This is a genomic window from Bacterioplanes sanyensis, from assembly GCF_002237535.1.
GTDB classification, from domain to species: Bacteria; Pseudomonadota; Gammaproteobacteria; order Pseudomonadales; family Oceanobacteraceae; genus Bacterioplanes; species Bacterioplanes sanyensis_A.
This window is the reverse complement of the sequence record NZ_CP022530.1, coordinates 523,452-539,924: the sequence shown is the minus strand read 5'-3', so window position 1 is coordinate 539,924 and position 16,473 is coordinate 523,452. Positions and strand designations below refer to the sequence as shown.

General features: G+C 54.7%; 10 protein-coding genes. 5 read left to right on the top strand and 5 right to left on the bottom strand.

What is annotated here, in order from left to right; translation table 11 throughout:
* The first annotated feature begins 17 nt into the window (after nt 1-17).
* A complete protein-coding gene (locus CHH28_RS02405; RefSeq protein WP_094058808.1) occupies nt 18-2,177 on the top strand; it encodes a hypothetical protein in 2,160 nt (719 codons plus the stop codon).
* 7 nt (nt 2,178-2,184) lie between these two features.
* On the opposite strand, the gene CHH28_RS02400 is transcribed toward CHH28_RS02405, so the two are convergent.
* From CHH28_RS02400 to CHH28_RS02385, 4 genes are all read right to left on the bottom strand, one after another.
* On the bottom strand, nt 2,185-3,954 hold the full coding sequence (locus CHH28_RS02400) for a sensor histidine kinase (protein WP_094058807.1): 1,770 nt from the start codon (nt 3,952-3,954) through the stop codon (nt 2,185-2,187).
* Complete coding sequence (locus tag CHH28_RS02395; RefSeq protein WP_094058806.1) at nt 3,954-4,631, bottom strand: response regulator transcription factor; 678 nt, start codon at nt 4,629-4,631, stop codon at nt 3,954-3,956. Before CHH28_RS02395 ends, CHH28_RS02400 begins: the two co-directional genes overlap by 1 nt.
* 57 nt (nt 4,632-4,688) lie before the next feature.
* Nucleotides 4,689-6,590: a hypothetical protein gene (locus CHH28_RS02390; RefSeq protein WP_094058805.1), complete on the bottom strand. Its 1,902-nt coding sequence runs from the start codon at nt 6,588-6,590 to the stop codon at nt 4,689-4,691.
* A 69-nt stretch (nt 6,591-6,659) separates the two neighbouring features.
* Nucleotides 6,660-7,805: a helix-turn-helix domain-containing protein gene (locus tag CHH28_RS02385; protein ID WP_199243984.1), complete on the bottom strand. Its 1,146-nt coding sequence runs from the start codon at nt 7,803-7,805 to the stop codon at nt 6,660-6,662.
* Nucleotides 7,806-7,995: 190 nt separating this feature from the next.
* Here CHH28_RS02385 and CHH28_RS02380 point away from each other — a divergent pair, with 190 nt between their 5' ends.
* The 3 genes from CHH28_RS02380 to CHH28_RS02370 all read left to right on the top strand — a co-directional run bounded on the left by CHH28_RS02380 (nt 7,996) and on the right by CHH28_RS02370 (nt 12,706).
* Nucleotides 7,996-10,452, top strand: coding sequence for a penicillin acylase family protein (locus tag CHH28_RS02380; protein WP_094058804.1), 2,457 nt, complete (start codon nt 7,996-7,998; stop codon nt 10,450-10,452).
* 110 nt (nt 10,453-10,562) lie between these two features.
* On the top strand, nt 10,563-11,873 hold the full coding sequence (locus tag CHH28_RS02375) for an MFS transporter (protein ID WP_094058803.1): 1,311 nt from the start codon (nt 10,563-10,565) through the stop codon (nt 11,871-11,873).
* 17 nt (nt 11,874-11,890) lie between these two features.
* Nucleotides 11,891-12,706: an SDR family oxidoreductase gene (locus tag CHH28_RS02370; RefSeq protein WP_094058802.1), complete on the top strand. Its 816-nt coding sequence runs from the start codon at nt 11,891-11,893 to the stop codon at nt 12,704-12,706.
* Nucleotides 12,707-12,984: 278 nt separating this feature from the next.
* On the opposite strand, the gene CHH28_RS02365 is transcribed toward CHH28_RS02370, so the two are convergent.
* Nucleotides 12,985-14,949 (bottom strand): methyl-accepting chemotaxis protein, encoded by a 1,965-nt coding sequence (locus tag CHH28_RS02365; RefSeq protein ID WP_094058801.1) that lies wholly within the window; start codon nt 14,947-14,949, stop codon nt 12,985-12,987.
* A gap of 405 nt (nt 14,950-15,354) precedes the next feature.
* Here CHH28_RS02365 and CHH28_RS02360 point away from each other — a divergent pair, with 405 nt between their 5' ends.
* Complete coding sequence (locus CHH28_RS02360) at nt 15,355-16,380, top strand: threonine aldolase family protein (RefSeq protein WP_094058800.1); 1,026 nt, start codon at nt 15,355-15,357, stop codon at nt 16,378-16,380.
* Nucleotides 16,381-16,473: the final 93 nt, after the last annotated feature.

Here is a 16,473-nt window from a genome sequence, read left to right as displayed (position 1 = left end):
TTTGGAAAGGTGAATTTATGGCGACACATACTTCAGGTTTAAATGTATTGGCAGTGCTGTGCTGCGCGCTAACACTGGCTGCTTGCCAGGAGTCATCCTCTGGCTCCGACGATGCCGATACAGCAAAAGAAACACCAACTGAGCCTAGCGAGCCAACGCCTCCGGTAACGGAGCCCGACACGGATGGCTCTGAGACGGATGGTTCTGGCACAGACGGCGGTACGGATAATGGCAGCGTGGACAGCAGCTCGGCATTGTTCGCGTATTACACGCGCATTGATTCCGGTGAAGACTGGGAACAGCATCAATTTGTTGGTGATTACGCCGATATTCGAGTGCAATTTGCCGATGGCTCACAGCTGGAATTTGCTCGCGCCAGCAGCTATCTGCCACGCTGGAAAACCGCCTCCGGCAGTGCGCATTTTGATATGCGTGTGGCGACACAGGGTGATGGCAGCGGTTTGCGCTGGGACAAACTGAATCGCCATTCGCATGTGCGGATTATCGAGCAAAGCGACAGCGAAGTGCTGGTCCATTGGCGCTATGCCCCCGTGTTTGAGAGCGATGAAAATCCGATGGTGCCCGGCTGGACTGGCTGGGTGGATGAGTATTTCCGCATTGGTAGTGATGCTAAGGTTGAGCGCCGGGTCATTGTGCACGATCAAAACCAAGTGCTGGTGTCACAACTTACATTGCATGCCGACGGCAGCATTATTCGCAGCACTGATCAGCAGCAAGACTATGTCGCCAGCGCTCCCGATGTGAACAGCACGCAGGCGTTGCCGACGGGCCCAGATCAGGACTTCGGTGCACGCTATCTGAAACTGGGTTATGCCGGGCCGTGGGACCGGGGCCCGGAAGAGGAGTATCAGCCGCCATCAGCCAGCTGGAACGATAACTGGCAAGTGCATGCACACCCAGATGTGGTGGTGGATTTTGACGGCAATGCCAGCCAATGGGTGTTCTGGCGCGGCCTGGGCTTTGTTCCATCGATGGTGTCGGACAACGGCGCTTGGTACAGCAACGAATTTAATGAAAGCTGGGAATGGCCAGAAATGTGCGAAAGCGGCGGTGCTGAGCCGATGAACGATAAACAAGCACGTTACAGCCTCGTTCGCGTTTTAGAGAGCAGCCCGGCGCGCGCGGTGGTGCACTGGCGTTATCATCCGCACGGTATTTGCTACAACCTGATCGACACCAATGGCACGGTGGACGGTTGGGGCGCGACCTCGGAGTTCTATTTCTATTTCTACCCAGATGGTTCGGTGCTGTCGAAAAATGTATTGCACAGCCAGCAGGTGAATACCTATGGCGAGGCTCCCAATGGTTTTGAATATCACGAGGCCATGGTCATCAACAGTGCCGGTAAAAACCCGTGGGATAACATCGATATTCGCAACACCGTTACTGTGCTGAATATGCAAGGTGAACAGGCGGTGTACGATGGTGAAGCGGGTGGCATTAATGGCATTGGCGATGAGCCGTTTGAAGAGCCAGAGTTGGCGAATATCACGCGCATTAATTTAAAAGACACCAGCCTCGACACTTACACCATTATGGAGCACGGCGGCACATTAGAAATTATGCCGTATTGGGAGCGCGATTTTGCCACTGAGTACCCTGGCCACCATTTCGTTCGTTGGGACCACTGGCCGGTAAATCATATTCGTGCTTTTGGCCGCGGTGCCGATTCCGCTCAGTACCCCAGCCATACCTCGCTGTTTCATATGGCGTTTAACCCGCCATATGCACAAACCGCCAGTTCACAAACACGACTGTTACTGACCGGCTTATCGACGATGGACAATGCACAGGTGGTGACGTTAGCGCGCTCCTGGCTGCAGGCGCCAGCACTCAATGCCACGCAAGGCAGTGTGAATTTTAGCTACGACGCAGCGCAGCGCAGCTATCATGCACGAGCCAACGGTCAGCGTTTGAGTGCTCGTTGGCAGGCCAGTAGCAGCCAGCCAGTATTTAACCCGGCACTGACCATTGCCAACTGGCAAGGTGAGGTACCGGCGCAAATTACCGTTAACGGTGAGCTGGTGAGCAATGCCAAGCAAGGCGTCAGTTATAACCATCAAGGCGAGCGGACATTGCAGGTATTTTTGCCACTGCAAAGCGAGCAGCCAACGGATATTGTGCTGTGCAGCGGCCAGGGGTGTGCGTCGAACTAAACCACAGCTAGTCACTGGCCTGCAGCGGTATCCAAATGGAGACTTGCAGGCCATGGTGATTGTTGAGCGTCAGTTGCGCCTGGTGATGTTGGCAAACCGCCTGCACCAGGCTCAATCCCAAGCCATGGCCTTTTATCGTGGCGTGTTCATGTAGGCGATAAAAGCGTTGCAATACTTGCTGTTGCTCATCTGTTGGAATGCCGGGTCCTGAATCCCATACCGTCAGTTCAATGCCGGGTATTAATTGGGAGTTTTTGCTGGCCTGTTGGCTTTGATTCATTGACGCTGTTGGCGGCTGATCTTTGTGCTGCAAAATAACGCGAACATTGCCACCTGGTGGGGTGTACTTGATGGCGTTATCGAGCAAGTTCGATACTGCTTGCAGCCATTGGTCTTTATCGCCTTCTAACTGAAAACCAGCGTTCTGAATATCAGCTCCTTGGATATCAGCGCCTTGGATCTCAGCACTTAAAGTCAGCTGGCGCTCCTCGGCGCTGACTTCAAATACTTCGATACAGGTACTGACGACGTCATTAAAATCAAAGCGTCGGCCAGTTAAGCGTTGCTGGCTGCGTTCAATCTGCGAAATTCGCAGCAGTGCATTAAAACAATGAGTAATGTCATCGTGCTCACGAATAATGGCTTCGATGGCATGCTTGTCGGGTTTATCCATGCTGAGCAGCAGCTCTAGTTGACCACGGGCACGGGTAATGGGTGATTTTAAATCGTGCGCCATGCTGTCCGACATCCACTGTGCTTGCTGTGCCAGGCGTTGCACTTTTTCCAGTATCTGGTTGAGCTGCGTGATCAGTGGTGTGAACTCGCTGTGTGACGCTGGAATGCGTTGATCGAAATGCCCTTGTGCAACAACGCTTAAATGATGCTGCAGTGTCTGCATTTGTTTACTGCGCGATTTTCCCTGCATTACACCGTAAAAAATCATTGTCAGCAGCCATAGGGAGCACAACCCATAGTGCCAGTTATTTAGTTGTTGAAAGAACTCATAGTGTTCTTGCATTGGCACGCCAAGCCAGAGAGTGCCGCCGTCCTCTAACGGTACGGCTTGCAACGCACAGTGAGGGGGCGTGGCTTGCACGCGCAGCTTGCTGGCTTTGTGTGCCCACAGAGGCAATGTGGTGAGCGCCTGCACCTCGCTGACATCAAGGTCCAAATTGTCGCGCAGCAGCTGGCCTTGTTGGTCTGCCAGCATCAGGCACAAATGCGGTGTTTCTAAAACATCGTCATTGTCGATATAGAACGCCAAGCGTTCGCTTTCAGAAAAGTGGCGCGTTGTTTTATACGCTGGCCAATTAATCCACTGCTCATCGCTGCGCTCTTCCATTTCTGCATGCGCCAGCTCGGGCAACTCATCGTTAAGTAACCACCACACCAATGCCTGCGGTACGACAGCTTGATTGGCTGGCTGCTCCTCTCCCAACGCCTTCAAGCGCGCGATGGCTAATTGCGCTTGCAGTGCAGTCAGTGAGTCATGCTCTAAACGATTTTGCCAATAGTCGATGTAGTCATCGACAATCGTCTCTCCGTTGTCATCGTCGAACGTCAGCGATTCTGGCGTGACATTGGCGTACTCTGGAAACAGAGCGGGGTGAAATAAACGCTCGTCGCTGGCCTGGGCGCGCAACTCTTGCTGCCAATAGTCTAAGTGCTGCAGTTCAGGGTTGAGCAGGTGTTGCTCGACTATTACGCGCAGTAATGTGAGCCCTGCCAACGGCAAGAAGGTTAATAACAGCAATAGAGCGTAGGTTCGCCAGCGCATTAATCCATCACTCGCAGCACGTAACCGGCTCCGCGTACTGTGTGTAATAGTGCTGGCTGAAACCCTTTATCAATTTTCTGACGCAAACGGCTGATGTGCACTTCCACCACATTGGTTTGCGGATCAAAATTCAGCTGCCAGATATGCTCTAATAACATGGTTTTTGTCACCACCTGGCCTTGGTGGCGCAGCAGATATTCCAGCAATTTAAATTCACGTGTCAGTAACTCGATGGTTTGCCCACCACGTTGTGCCTGTCGTCTGAGTAAATCCAGGGTTAAATCGGCCAGTACCAACTGCTGTGTTTCATCCGCTTGTGGGCGCCTTTTTGCCAGCACTTCCAGTCGCGCCAGCAATTCGGCAAAAGAAAAGGGCTTGGATAAATAATCATCACAGCCAGAGCGTAAACCTTCGACTTTATGATCGGCATCGCCTAAATGACTCAGCATTAGTACCGGTGTGGCCGAACCCATGCTGTGCAGCGCTTTTAATACATCCAGGCCGTTCATTTTCGGCAGCTGGCGATCCAACACAATGACATCAAACGGCTCACTGCTGGCTTCAATTAAACCGGCTTTGCCATCAAAGCATTGCTCCACCGTATGCCCGGCCTGCTGCAATCCTTGTTTAATAAAGTCATTTAATTGTGGATCGTCTTCGATGATCAATACACGCATGCCAGCGCTATCCGGTTGCCAGAGGGCAGCAGCTTACCATCCTCCATGGTGAGGCTCCTACTGCAGTATCCAGGGGGCAGCATCGACATCGTGAACGGTGGCTGGCAACTGACCGGCGGTGACGGTTACCGTCACAGGGCCTGCCAGTAATTTTTGCGCACCATTGACGCCGAGTACAAAATACAGGTGGTAGTCACCGTTGGCTAAGTCGGTGGTATTTAGGCGCCATTCGTTGCCTTCAACAACGCCGGATTCCAACACCGTATCGACGGTGCCGGTGGCGTACAGCTCAAGCCCAACAACGGTGTTGTTGCTGGTGAAGGTGCCCACCGACTCTCCTGGATAGGCATCGATACCGGTGCAGTCGGTGCTGGCATTGAGCGCCAGATCGCGCTCAAAGCTGACGCTGAAATCCAGGCTGCTGGGGCCGACCAGATCATTGCGGTATACGAACCAAGGTTCGTTTTGATGCTGCACCACAATCGGTGTGAAAGCCGTGCCAACGGTATCGGCGATGTTCCAAGTGGCGCCCGCCCAAGCGGTAACCAGGCCGTTGCTTTCATTGATGAAGGTGGCTTCGCCCAGCGCGGCCGGGTAGGCCAGATAGGCGAACTCAGATGCCAGCAGCGTTTGCTGGAAACGCTGGCCGCTGGTGGCGGTAAAGGTGCTGGCCAACGCCGCGATGTCGGTGGTGTGGTTGATGTTGCTGGTGGCTGCGCCAAAGCGTGGTAGATCGGATACGCGGCAACTGCCTGCGGTATCTGGCAAGGGTGTTTCTGTCGTAGTGGGAATCACGCTTGCCCAGTCTAACGAGTGATCGGAAGCTAGCGGGTACTCACTGACGTCACATTCGACTTCGGCATTGATGGCGCCGGCGCGCCCAACATCGACGTTAAAGGTCTGCAGTCCGCCGCCCGCACTTTCTGTGCGATAGATAAACCACGGCTGATTATCAATGCGAATCATCACCGGGCCGCTGCCACCGGCGGTATCGCCTTGCGCCCAAGTCGCGCCGTCCCAGTTGGCGGCGGGGCCACTTACCGAGGTGCCCTGGCGAAAGGTCGCTTCGCCCAGTGCTGCCGGATACGCCACTATGCCATATTGGCCATCAGTAATGTTCAGGCTGAAGGCAAAGTCATTGGCGGCGCTGGCTTCGAACAACTGTTCGATGGTGGCGGTCGTAAACAAACTGCTGACTACGCCGTAGTGTGGCTGATCTACGACAATGCAGGTCTCGGTGGTGGGCTCTGGCTCGGGCTCAGGTTCTGGTTCCCCAGGAATCGGCGTTTCGGTTTGGCTGGTGACGTCGGCCAGCCATTGCAAGTTGTGGTCGCTGGCACTGGGGTAGCCGAAGATATCGCAGTTAAGTGTGTCGCCGACGCTGCCGCTGTTGGCAAAATCCACCGCAAAGCTGACTTCCCCCAGGGATGGAAAGTCGGTTCTATGCGCCAACCAGGGTACACCGTCGACCATCACCAGCACTGGGCCATTGCTGTTGGGGTTGATATTGCCATCACTCCAAGTCGCACCTTGCCAGGCACCGCTGACGTTGGTGGCGGTGTTGGTAAAGGTGGCACTACCCAACGCGGCAGGGTACATGAACACACCGTAGGTATCGCTGGCAAGGGTCAGTGTGAAGGTAAAGTCATCGGCCGCGGTGGCATCAGCCAGGGTTTGCCAAGTGGGTGTAGTGAATAAATCGCTGACCACACCAAAATGCGGCACGTCATTGATCGGGCATTTTAGCTCGGTCACTGGCGGTTCTGTGGGTTCAGGCTCGGTTGGTTCTGGCTCAGTGGGTTCGGGCTCAGTTGGCTCTGGTTCGGTAGGTTCGGGTTCTGTAGGTTCGGGTTCTGTAGGTTCAGGCGTGGCTGGGTCATCCGGGTACTCGTTGCCCTGGCTACCACAGCCGACCAGCAGCACCATCGTTAACAGAGAAACAATCCAACTGTGCGCCATTGAACACCCCCAATACCCTCAATAAGACTAGCAGCGCGGCGCCCATTGCGCCGCTGGCGAACGGCGAAACTAGGGCGTGTGCGCGTGACGCTTGCGGAATTGGGTAGGCGTGCAGCCAGTAATGCGGCGAAAGGCGGTATTAAACGTCGATTTGGAGTTAAAACCGACGCCGTAGCAAATATTAGCCACGGTATCATCGCTGGTCAGTAGCAGCTGCTGCGCGGCTTCAATGCGCAGCTCGTTGACTAAATCGTAAAAGTTATTGCCATGGCACTGGTTGATGGCGGCTGAGGCCTGATGTGTGCTGAGGCCGCAGCGCCCGGCCAAAGTGGCAAGGGACAGCTGATTGTCGCGAAACGCGCCTTCTGCCAACACTCGTTGCAGTTGTTGAAACTGCTGTTGGTGATCGTCCAGTGCCAGAGCTGTTTCGTCGTTGCCAGGTGACTCTCTGTCGGGCGCTGGCGCTGCTGTATTTGGCGACTGTATGTGAGTGGTTACTTCAGGCCTGGGGCTGGGTATTTGCGCTCTGACCAGCACTATATAGAGCAAATAAGCGCAGCCTGGTGCCAGTGCATACACAGTCGAAATATAGATATCCGACACGGCGCTAAAGCCGATCCGAGCCAGCAGTGAGACAGCGATAATCAATTGCATGCGCTGCAATTGTTGCACCCATTGTTGCAGGCGTGGCGACCGGGCCAAGCAGCCCTGCCGGCGCTGCCGCGCCCAATATATCAAGCTCAGCACGGCGATGATGGCCAGATAATAGTTACCAAATGGAGTAATCAGCTGCCAGCGATGCTCCTCAATCAGCACCTGCTCCATCCAGTACACTTTTTCTGCCCCCGGCAGGCTCCAATAAGGCACGGCCAGTAAGGCGACCATCAGTGCCGGGCTGATGTGCAGCAGCTTGTTGCGCCTGCTGGCGAAGATGTCATCCCCGAGCAGGGCGCGAATGTAGCCATACAGGCACAGCGGTAACAGCACCACCAAGGGGTCGACCAGCTTGAGGAAAAATGGCCATTGATGATACGCCTCGGTGGCATGGTACAAAAACTCTAACGACTGTAAGACGGCCAGAGCGGCGGCCCCCAGCAACCACGCTACGGTCAGTCGCGTATGGCGATGAGCGACCATCCAATGCAAGGTGGCCATCAACAGCACACCACTGAGACACAATCCCATCAGCGCAGCGGCGCCAGCCATGTAATTCATAGATACCTCTGCAGCAATTGCTTTGTCATTGTTGCTGGCAAGGGTTCGGCTAGATCAATCCGAACTCATAACTCATTGATTTTTATTGTTTTTATTTGTTGGTTCGATTCCATCGAGATGGACGACGGTAACGATCATACACGCTTTAATGACGTCCTCATTAATAATAACAACTTAGAGGTGCATAACGATGCGTCAATTGCGCTATCCCCTCGTGGTGGCTTTGTCGACGGCCATGCTAACGGCCTGTAACGATGACGACGATGACCGCTACAGCGCGACCATTCACTATACCCAGCACGACGTACCCCATATCCAGGCCGACGATTACGCCGGTTTAGGCTTTGGCATCGGCTACGTTCACGGTCAGGACAACCTCTGCACTCTGGCTGAGCAGCTGGTCAAAATGAAAGGTGAAAAAGCCGCTGCCTTTGGCCCAGGTGAGAACATGGTGAATGTCGCCTCAGACGTTGGCTACAAGGCATTGGGGCTGCCACAAGAGGCGGCGGCGCTGCTGCCGCAGCAGCCGACCCACGTACGCGATTTGCTGGACGGCTATGCCACCGGTTACAACCGCGCCTTGGCGGAGCGCAGCGGTCCGCAGGACTATCCCAGTCCATGTCGCGGCGTGGATTGGGTCGAGCCCATCGATGCCACCACCTTGCTGGCATACCATTTGGATTTGGCCCGTCTGGCCAGTGCCCGCAATTTCGTCACCGCCATGGCGGCCGCTCAGCCGCCACAACAAGCGCCAGCGGCGATAAGTGCTGAGCTGGATCAGCAAAGTGTGATGACTTCGGAGGGCATTGGCAGCAACGGTTGGGCACTCGGCCATGAACGGGTAGACGGGGCGCGCAGTGCCTTGATAGCGAACCCTCACTTTCCTTGGGATGGTGAACTGCGTTTCTTTCAGCAGCACCTGACCATTCCCGGTGAAATGGACATCAATGGCGTCGGAATGATCGGCCTGCCGGCGGTGGTGATTGGCTTTAATCAGCAGCTGGGTTGGACGCACACGGTGTCGCAGTCGAAGCGCTTTACCCTGTATCAGCTGCAGCTCGATCCCAACGACGCCACACGCTACCGCTATGGCAATGACTACCGTGAGATGACCAGCCAAGATGTCACGGTGCAGGTGCGCATGGCCGATGGTTCGTTACAGCCGCACACGCAAACGGTGTACTTCAGTCATTACGGCCCGCTGGTGAACTTGGAATCCTTGTCGCCAGCGCTGGGTTGGACATCCTCCTCCGCCATTACCTTTCGCGATGCCAATGCTGGCAATGCGCGTATGTTGCCGCAGTGGTTAGCGATGGCAAAAGCGCAAAGTCGTGATGAGTTTTTCGCCGCCTTTGCTGAGCATCAGGGCATTCCTTGGGTGAACACCCTGATGGTGGCCGCCGATGGTACCGCCTCCTACCTGGATGGCACTCAGGTGCCGCAGCTCAGTTACGGCGTTGAGCAATACTGGCAGCTGGCGTCACAAAATCCGGCGTTGGCGCCGATCTGGCAGGACGGTGCCGGCAGTGTGTTATTGCCCGGCCATCAACCGACGTTTGAGTGGCAAGACAGCGGCGATGCTGGCGCCCCAGGCTTGGTGCCCTTCAGTCAGGCACCGCAGCAGACGCGCACCGACTATCTGTTTAACGCCAACAGTAGCCATTGGCTCAGCAATCTGGACGAGCCTTTGCAAGGCTACAGCAGCATGTACGGCCCTGAGGGCACGATTCGCAGCCCGCGCACGCGCTATAACGCGCAGCTGATCAGCGACATGAGTGGCAATGGCCTGGCCGGCAGCGATAACCGCTTTAGCTTTGAAGAGTTGAAGCAAGTGTTCACTCACAACGGCGCACTGCTGGCCAATGGCCTGCGCCAGCAATTGGTGGAACGCTGCAGCCAGTATCCGCAAGTGCAGTTGGACGAGGCCGTGGTGGATCTCAGTGCCGCCTGCACCGTGCTGAGCAACTGGGACGGTTTGTATAACAACGACAGCCGCGGCGCGCATTTGATGCGCGAGTTCTTGTCAGCCTACAAAGTGGAATCTCATCGCAGCCTCGACGACAGCTTGTTTGCGGTGCCGTTTGACCCGCAGCAACCGATCACCACACCACGTGAGTTGGCGTCGCTGAACACCGAGGCTGCGCAGCAAGATCCGGTGCTGCAAAACCTCGCCCGCGCCGCGCAGCGTTTAACTCAGCTCGGTATCGCTCTGGATGCTCCGCTAGGAGATCTGCAGTACGTCATCAAAGCCGAGGGCCAGGCACCGCTGGCGGTGAGTGGCGGTTACACCTTTGAAGGCGTATTTAATATGGCAGAAACCAAACTGCCATCGCGCAGTACCGCTGAGTTGGCCAACAATGTCATTGGTGAGTTGGTGGCGGAACAGGGCACGCAGCTGACCAAGCGCAGCAGTGGCGAAGTGGGTTATCACGTGAATTACGGCTCCAGTTTTGTCATGGCCTTGCAGTACACCGAGCAAGGGCCGCAAGCAGAAATGTTTTTAAGCTATGGGCAATCACACGACCCAGAATCGGAGTTCTTCCGTGATCAGGCACAAAACTACAGTGATTTAACCTGGCGGCCGATGTGGCTGGATCAGCAACAAGTGGAGGCGAACAGCGTACGCACCGTGCGAATTCAGCAATAACCTGTACACGCTATCGGCCTAGGGTTCGGCTTTCTCGCCAGCTGGCCGGGCCGATAGCTATGTTTTAGCCGTGTTATGCTGGCCTCTCAACTGTGACTGGAGGACAGTGTATGCGCCAGGATTGGTCGCAAACCATTTACGACAAACTGGTCAACGAAGAGGATGCCCGCGCTTGCAAAGCCATCAGTGACGAAGCGTGTCAGCAAGTGCCGGGCAATTTTATTCGCATTATTTTTTCCCAATTTTTGAGTAAATTGGGCGATGCATTATTAAATCCGAAAATTACCTTGCCATGGTTATTGCAAAGCCTTGGCTCTCCCGCCTTTTTATTAGCCTGGTTGGTACCCATTCGTGAATCAGGATCACTGCTGCCGCAGTTGGCCATTGCCAGTTGGGTGCGCACGTTGGCACTGCGTAAATGGGTCTGGGTGCTGGGCAGTGTGTTGCAAGCCATCAGCGTGCTGGCGATGGGGCTGGTGGCAATCTCGCTGGACGGCGCGGCGGCAGGTTGGAGCATCATTGGCTGCTTGGTGGTATTAAGCCTGGCGCGCGGATTGTGCTCGGTGGCTGCCAAAGATGTACTAGGAAAAACCATTCCCAAACAACAACGTGGCCAAGTGACTGGCTGGTCGGCCAGTGCTGCCGGGCTGATTACTTTAGCGCTGGGAGTGAGCTTGTGGTGGGGGCAAGACGCCGCGGCTGTCAATGACGCGCATTTTCTCGGCTGGGTATTGATGGCTGCCGCTGCGGTATGGCTATTGGCGGCAACATTATTCTCCACCATTGATGAATATTCCGGCGCCGTGGACGGCGGAGAAAACGGATTCAAACGAGCACTGGCGCAACTGACCTTGCTGCAAAGCGACGAGCATTTTCGCCGCTTTGTGATAGTGCGCTCGTTGTTTTTATGCAGTGCGCTGAGTGCACCCTATTACGTGATGTTGGCCTACCAACAGTCCTCCGGTGAGCTGGGCAGCCTGGCTTTATTTGTGATTGCCAGCGGAATCGCCTCCTTGGTGTCAGCGCCGATTTGGGGGCGCTTTGCGGATTGGTCTAGTTTAAAAGTGATGCAGCTGGCGGCCATGTTGTCGGCGCTGTGCGGTGGTGTGTTATTGCTGTTAATTCTGTTGCTGCCCTCGTGGCTGCATTGGGCTTGGGTGTTACCTGGATTGTATTTTTTCCTGAGTATCAGTCATCAAGGGGTGCGAGTAGGGCGGAAAACCTATTTGGTCGATCTGGCCAGCGGCAATCAGCGCACCAGTTATGTGGCGGTCAGTAACACCTTAATTGGTGTGATTTTGCTGTTATTTAGCGCCGTCGGTGCGCTGACGCATTGGCTATCGGTGGCGGGTATTATTGCCATATTTTCTGCTTTGGCGATTGTCGGTGTGATCGTTTCCCGGCGTCTGCCGGAGGTATAAATTCATCGGGAGTGGGTATGCAACATCAACGTTTAAACAATAAAGTCGCTTTAATTACCGGCGCAGGCAAAGGCATTGGCCGTGCTTGTGCGCAGTTGTTTGCAGCCCACGGCGCGCAGGTGATCGTTAGTGATATTGACGCCGAGGCTGGCTTGGCGGTGGCCATCGCCATTCAGGAAGACGGCGGACAGGCGCGTTTTGTTGAATTGGACGTGGCGCAAGAGTCAGATTGGCAGCGCATGGAAAAAGACGTGCTTCGCCACGAAAAGCGGCTGGACGTGTTGGTCAATAACGCCGGCATTATTGGTTTTTTAGAAACCGGAGGCGCGCAGGACCCAGAGCACATGGAGCTGTCGAGTTGGCATGCGGTAATGGCTGTGAACAGCGATGGTGTGGCGTTGGGGTGTAAATATGGCATGCGTTTAATGAAAAACTCACGCGCCGCCAGCATCGTGAATATGTCGTCGCGCAGCGGTTTGGTGGGTATTCCTGGCGCCGCCCCTTATGCGGCGAGCAAAGCGGCGGTGCGCAATCACAGCAAAACCGTGGCTCTGTATTGTGCTCAGCAAGGTTATCCGATTCGCTGCAATTCCATTCATCCAGGCGCTATCTTGACGCCATTATGGGATGCCATGTTAGGTGAGGGCAAAGACAGGGAAGCGGCCATTGCCCATATCAGCCAGGATATTCCCATTGGCCATATGGGCGAGCCGTTGGACGTGGCTTATGCGGCGCTGTATCTGGCCAGCGACGAAGCCAAATACGTCACTGGCATTGAACTGACCATTGATGGCGGTATTTTAGCCGGCAGCGCTGCTGCGCCGGGAAAATAGCCGCTTTAGCGATACCCTGGCGGTCAGTTCTGTATGGCGCGACCGCTAGTGACTAAGCCGGTAGCTAAGCCGGTAGCTAAGCCCAATAAATAAGCCCATTAGCTAAGCCCAGTAGTTAAGCTGTTCTGGCATCGCCACGGTCAGGGCGAAGGACTGTAAGACCGCCCGGTACCTGAGTAGCAGCATCAAACTCACAATATCGAACAAGAAAGCATCGCAAAAGACAGCATCAGAGTCACTGCATCGGAAAAGACAGCATCAAAACCAGCACAGGCCAATCAGATCCGATAGGCATTTAAGCGCTTGGTCATTTCGGTAACGACACTGGCCAAGCGGCGCTCCACCGCCGCCATGTCTTTTGACCCTTCCAAGCCCACTTGCGCTTGGCGGTCGACCTCCGTCAGGCTGCTGTTAATTTCGTGGATAACACTGGTTTGCTCGCGTGCACTGGCGTCCACCGCCTGAGTATTGCGCTCCAGCTCGTTCATCATGGTGACAATGCGGCCCAACACTTCATCTACGCCATTGGCCTGCTCCACCGACGCTTCGGCTTTGCGCTGGCCTTCATCAATCACTGTCAACGACTGGCTGGCGCCGTGCTGCAGCTCTTGCACCACCTTGGAAATTTCTACTGTGGTTTCTTGCGTGCGGCTGGCCAGGCTGCGCACTTCATCGGCCACCACGGCAAAACCACGGCCTTGCTCACCGGCACGCGCCGCTTCGATGGCGGCGTTAAGTGCCAATAAATTGGTTTGCTCGGCCACCGATTCAATCGCTTGCACCATGCTGGCGATGTTATTGACGTGTTGGTTCAAGTCGTCTGTGGTGCTACGTAAACTGTCGATTTCCTGCGCCATAGCACGAATGCCTTCCACCGCTTGCGCCACGGTTTTATTGCCTTCGCGGGTTTGCGCTGAGGCCTGAGCAATGTGCTCATTGCTGTCGGAAATCATGCTGCTGACTTCCTTAATGCTGGCGCTCATTTCTTCCGCGGCGGCGGCAATGGTGGAAATATCATGCTGCTGAGTTTGTAGATTTTGATCGTTGCGCTCGATGGAGTTGCTGGTTTCCTCGGCGGCTTTGGAGACTTGCTCAGCGTATTTTTGAAATAAGGCAAAGTCCTCGCGGAACTTGTCCAAGACAAGGTTTACCTTGCGCGCTACTTCCCCGAGGTCGTCTTCGCTGATTTGCGGCACCAGTGTGGTCAGATCCTGATCGTGCACAACGCCGTTGATGACGTCTTTAATGGCATCGGTTTGCTTACCGGAGGCGCGCAGGGCGCGCACCAGTAAAAAAGTTAAACCAGCAGATGTCACTAACAACACCAAGTCCAGCCAAAATAAAAAGCTATTGAAATCGTGCAAGTCTAACGCCGTCACGAAAAAGCCGTCGATAATGTCCAACTCGGTCTGCCGGTATAAATTGATACGATCCGTGGCGACTTTAAACCACTCTTCCGGATTGGTGTTAAATCCGCTATCGCTGGAGTTGGCAATTTGCCGATACCGCTCGACGGCTTTTTGCTCCGAGGAGTTGATAAACGAGGCCAGTATGGTTTTCATTTGCGGTGTTGTGGCGACTTCGGCCGAGTGAAAGAAGGTCTGTTGTTTGGCTACCAATGCGGTGAAACGTTGGCGCAGCTCCGTCGAAAACTCATCACGGGAAAAAACGGTGCTCAGCACCGCTCGCTCGATGCCGGCTTGCTCTTTGGCCCCAGCAAAGTTGGACAGGGTGTTGATCTTTCTCGACAGATCTCGGTCATTGGATAACTCGATTAATACCGCCATGCTATCGAGCATCAGAACGTTGTTACCTGTGTAGTACTTCAGAGCTTCTGCCAGTGCAATGTCCTGGCGGTCCACACGCTGACGAATATTGCTGATCTGCTTCAATCGCGGCAGCAACTCGGCCATCAGTTTGGAGGTATCGTCATTAAACTCATGAGTGTCAACGAAGTCGGTCAAGGCCGACAGAGCGGCGTCGGTGGTGCTGCGCTGCTGACGCAATTGACTGCCAAACTTTTGCCCGCCAGAGCCGATAAAACCCGCCGACATGCCACGTTCCTTTTGCATCTCGTGAGTGGCTGCACTGGTCAGCTTGGCCAAGTCCGCATGGTGATGTAGCTCTTCTGCGGCGGTCAGCAAGCGATAGCTGCGATTGGCATCCACAACCAACAAGAGCAGTAGTAATAAACAGGGAATCAGAACGATTTCCGACAGATAGCGTGATATCCAACGACTCATGCGGTGCTCCGGTAGAGACAAGGTTCAGCAGTGTTAATGTAGGGTAGGACAGCGTTTACCATTAAGCCAATGTTCTAAGTGGCTAGGAAAGTGGGGTCTCCTGGCGGGTTGTCTGGCTGTGTTGTGTAACGAGGTGAACTCGGTTTTTGTAACCATCTGTAGGCGCTAGGATGGTGATTGTTAATGCTGTTGCGATTGCGCACTGGTTTCTTCGTATCGTCATTTGCGCGGCCTTCAGTTACATTAGGCGTCGCTTATCTGCCAACCGCAGATGGCGCCACTAACCCTTACAAAGGGAAGGTGTTTAGAAGCGCACAGCCACACTGGCAGGGCTTCGACCTGACTTTTTTGCTAAAACCGGCCTGCTGATGACCCAGACATAGGCCCTTACACAGGACAATTACCATGCTGAAACATTTCGCCAGCGACAATTATTCCGGAATTTGCCCACAGGCCATGGAATACATGATGCAGGCAAACGGCATGGACGGCATTGCCTACGGCGACGATGAGTGGACGGCGCGTGCCGCGGATCGTTTCCGCGAGCTGTTCGAAACCGACTGTGAAGTCTTTTTTGTGTTCAATGGCACGGCGGCCAACTCGCTGTCGCTGGCGTCCATGTGTCAGTCCTACCACAGTGTGGTGTGTCACGAGTTAGCGCACATCGAAACCGACGAATGCGGCGCGCCGGAGTTTGCCTCCAACGGCGCCAAATTGCTGTTGGGCACAGGTGAGGGCGGCAAGCTGACGCCGGAGTCGATCGAGCACCTGGTGACCAAACGCTCCGACATTCATTACCCCAAGCCAAAAGTGTTGAGCGTGACCCAGCCGACCGAAGTGGGCACGGTGTATACCTTGGACGAGCTGGCGGCGATACGCGAAGTGGCGGACCGCTACGACCTGAAAATCCACATGGACGGCGCCCGCTTTGCTAACGCTGTCGCTAGCTTGGGAGTGTCGCCTGCCGATGTGACCTGGCGCAGCGGCGTCGATGTGTTGTGCTTCTCCGGTACCAAAAATGGCATGGCCATGGGTGAGGCGATTTTATTTTTTGATCGCAAATTGGCAGAAGATTTTGACTATCGCTGCAAGCAAGCCGGGCAGCTGGCGTCGAAAATGCGCTTTATTTCTGCGCCTTGGCTGGGGCTTCTGGAAAGCGGCGCCTGGTTAAGCAATGCGCAACACGCCAACGATTGCGCGCAATATTTGTCGCAGCAATTACAGCAAGTGGAAGGGGTGAAGCACATCTTCGAGACACAAGCGAATGCGGTGTTTGTTGAAGTGCCGGAGCCGGTGATGATCGCCATGCGCGATAAAGGCTGGCGCTTTTACACCTTTATTGGTGCTGGCGGTATGCGTTTGGTGTCTTCTTGGAACACCAGCAAAGCCGAAGTGGACGAGTTTGTGGCGGATTTAAAAAGTCTGCTGTAACCAACGCTGCTGAAATAAAAAAGGCCTGCAAATGTAGGCCTTTTTTATGCCGTTAAGGCGGGCTGGTTTCAGGGTGTGGCTATGCTGATGTGT

What these genes read in the sequence shown, in the direction of transcription:
- CHH28_RS02365 (WP_094058801.1), bottom strand. Translation starts at nt 14,949, where the DNA reads ATGAGTCGTTGGATATCACGCTATCTGTCGGAAATCGTTCTGATTCCC.
- CHH28_RS02390 (WP_094058805.1), bottom strand. Translation starts at nt 6,590, where the DNA reads ATGGCGCACAGTTGGATTGTTTCTCTGTTAACGATGGTGCTGCTGGTC.
- CHH28_RS02370 (WP_094058802.1), top strand. Translation starts at nt 11,891, where the DNA reads ATGCAACATCAACGTTTAAACAATAAAGTCGCTTTAATTACCGGCGCA.
- CHH28_RS02395 (WP_094058806.1), bottom strand. Translation starts at nt 4,631, where the DNA reads ATGCGTGTATTGATCATCGAAGACGATCCACAATTAAATGACTTTATT.
- CHH28_RS02360 (WP_094058800.1), top strand. Translation starts at nt 15,355, where the DNA reads ATGCTGAAACATTTCGCCAGCGACAATTATTCCGGAATTTGCCCACAG.
- CHH28_RS02385 (WP_199243984.1), bottom strand. Translation starts at nt 7,805, where the DNA reads ATGAATTACATGGCTGGCGCCGCTGCGCTGATGGGATTGTGTCTCAGT.
- CHH28_RS02380 (WP_094058804.1), top strand. Translation starts at nt 7,996, where the DNA reads ATGCGTCAATTGCGCTATCCCCTCGTGGTGGCTTTGTCGACGGCCATG.
- CHH28_RS02405 (WP_094058808.1), top strand. Translation starts at nt 18, where the DNA reads ATGGCGACACATACTTCAGGTTTAAATGTATTGGCAGTGCTGTGCTGC.
- CHH28_RS02375 (WP_094058803.1), top strand. Translation starts at nt 10,563, where the DNA reads ATGCGCCAGGATTGGTCGCAAACCATTTACGACAAACTGGTCAACGAA.
- CHH28_RS02400 (WP_094058807.1), bottom strand. Translation starts at nt 3,954, where the DNA reads ATGCGCTGGCGAACCTACGCTCTATTGCTGTTATTAACCTTCTTGCCG.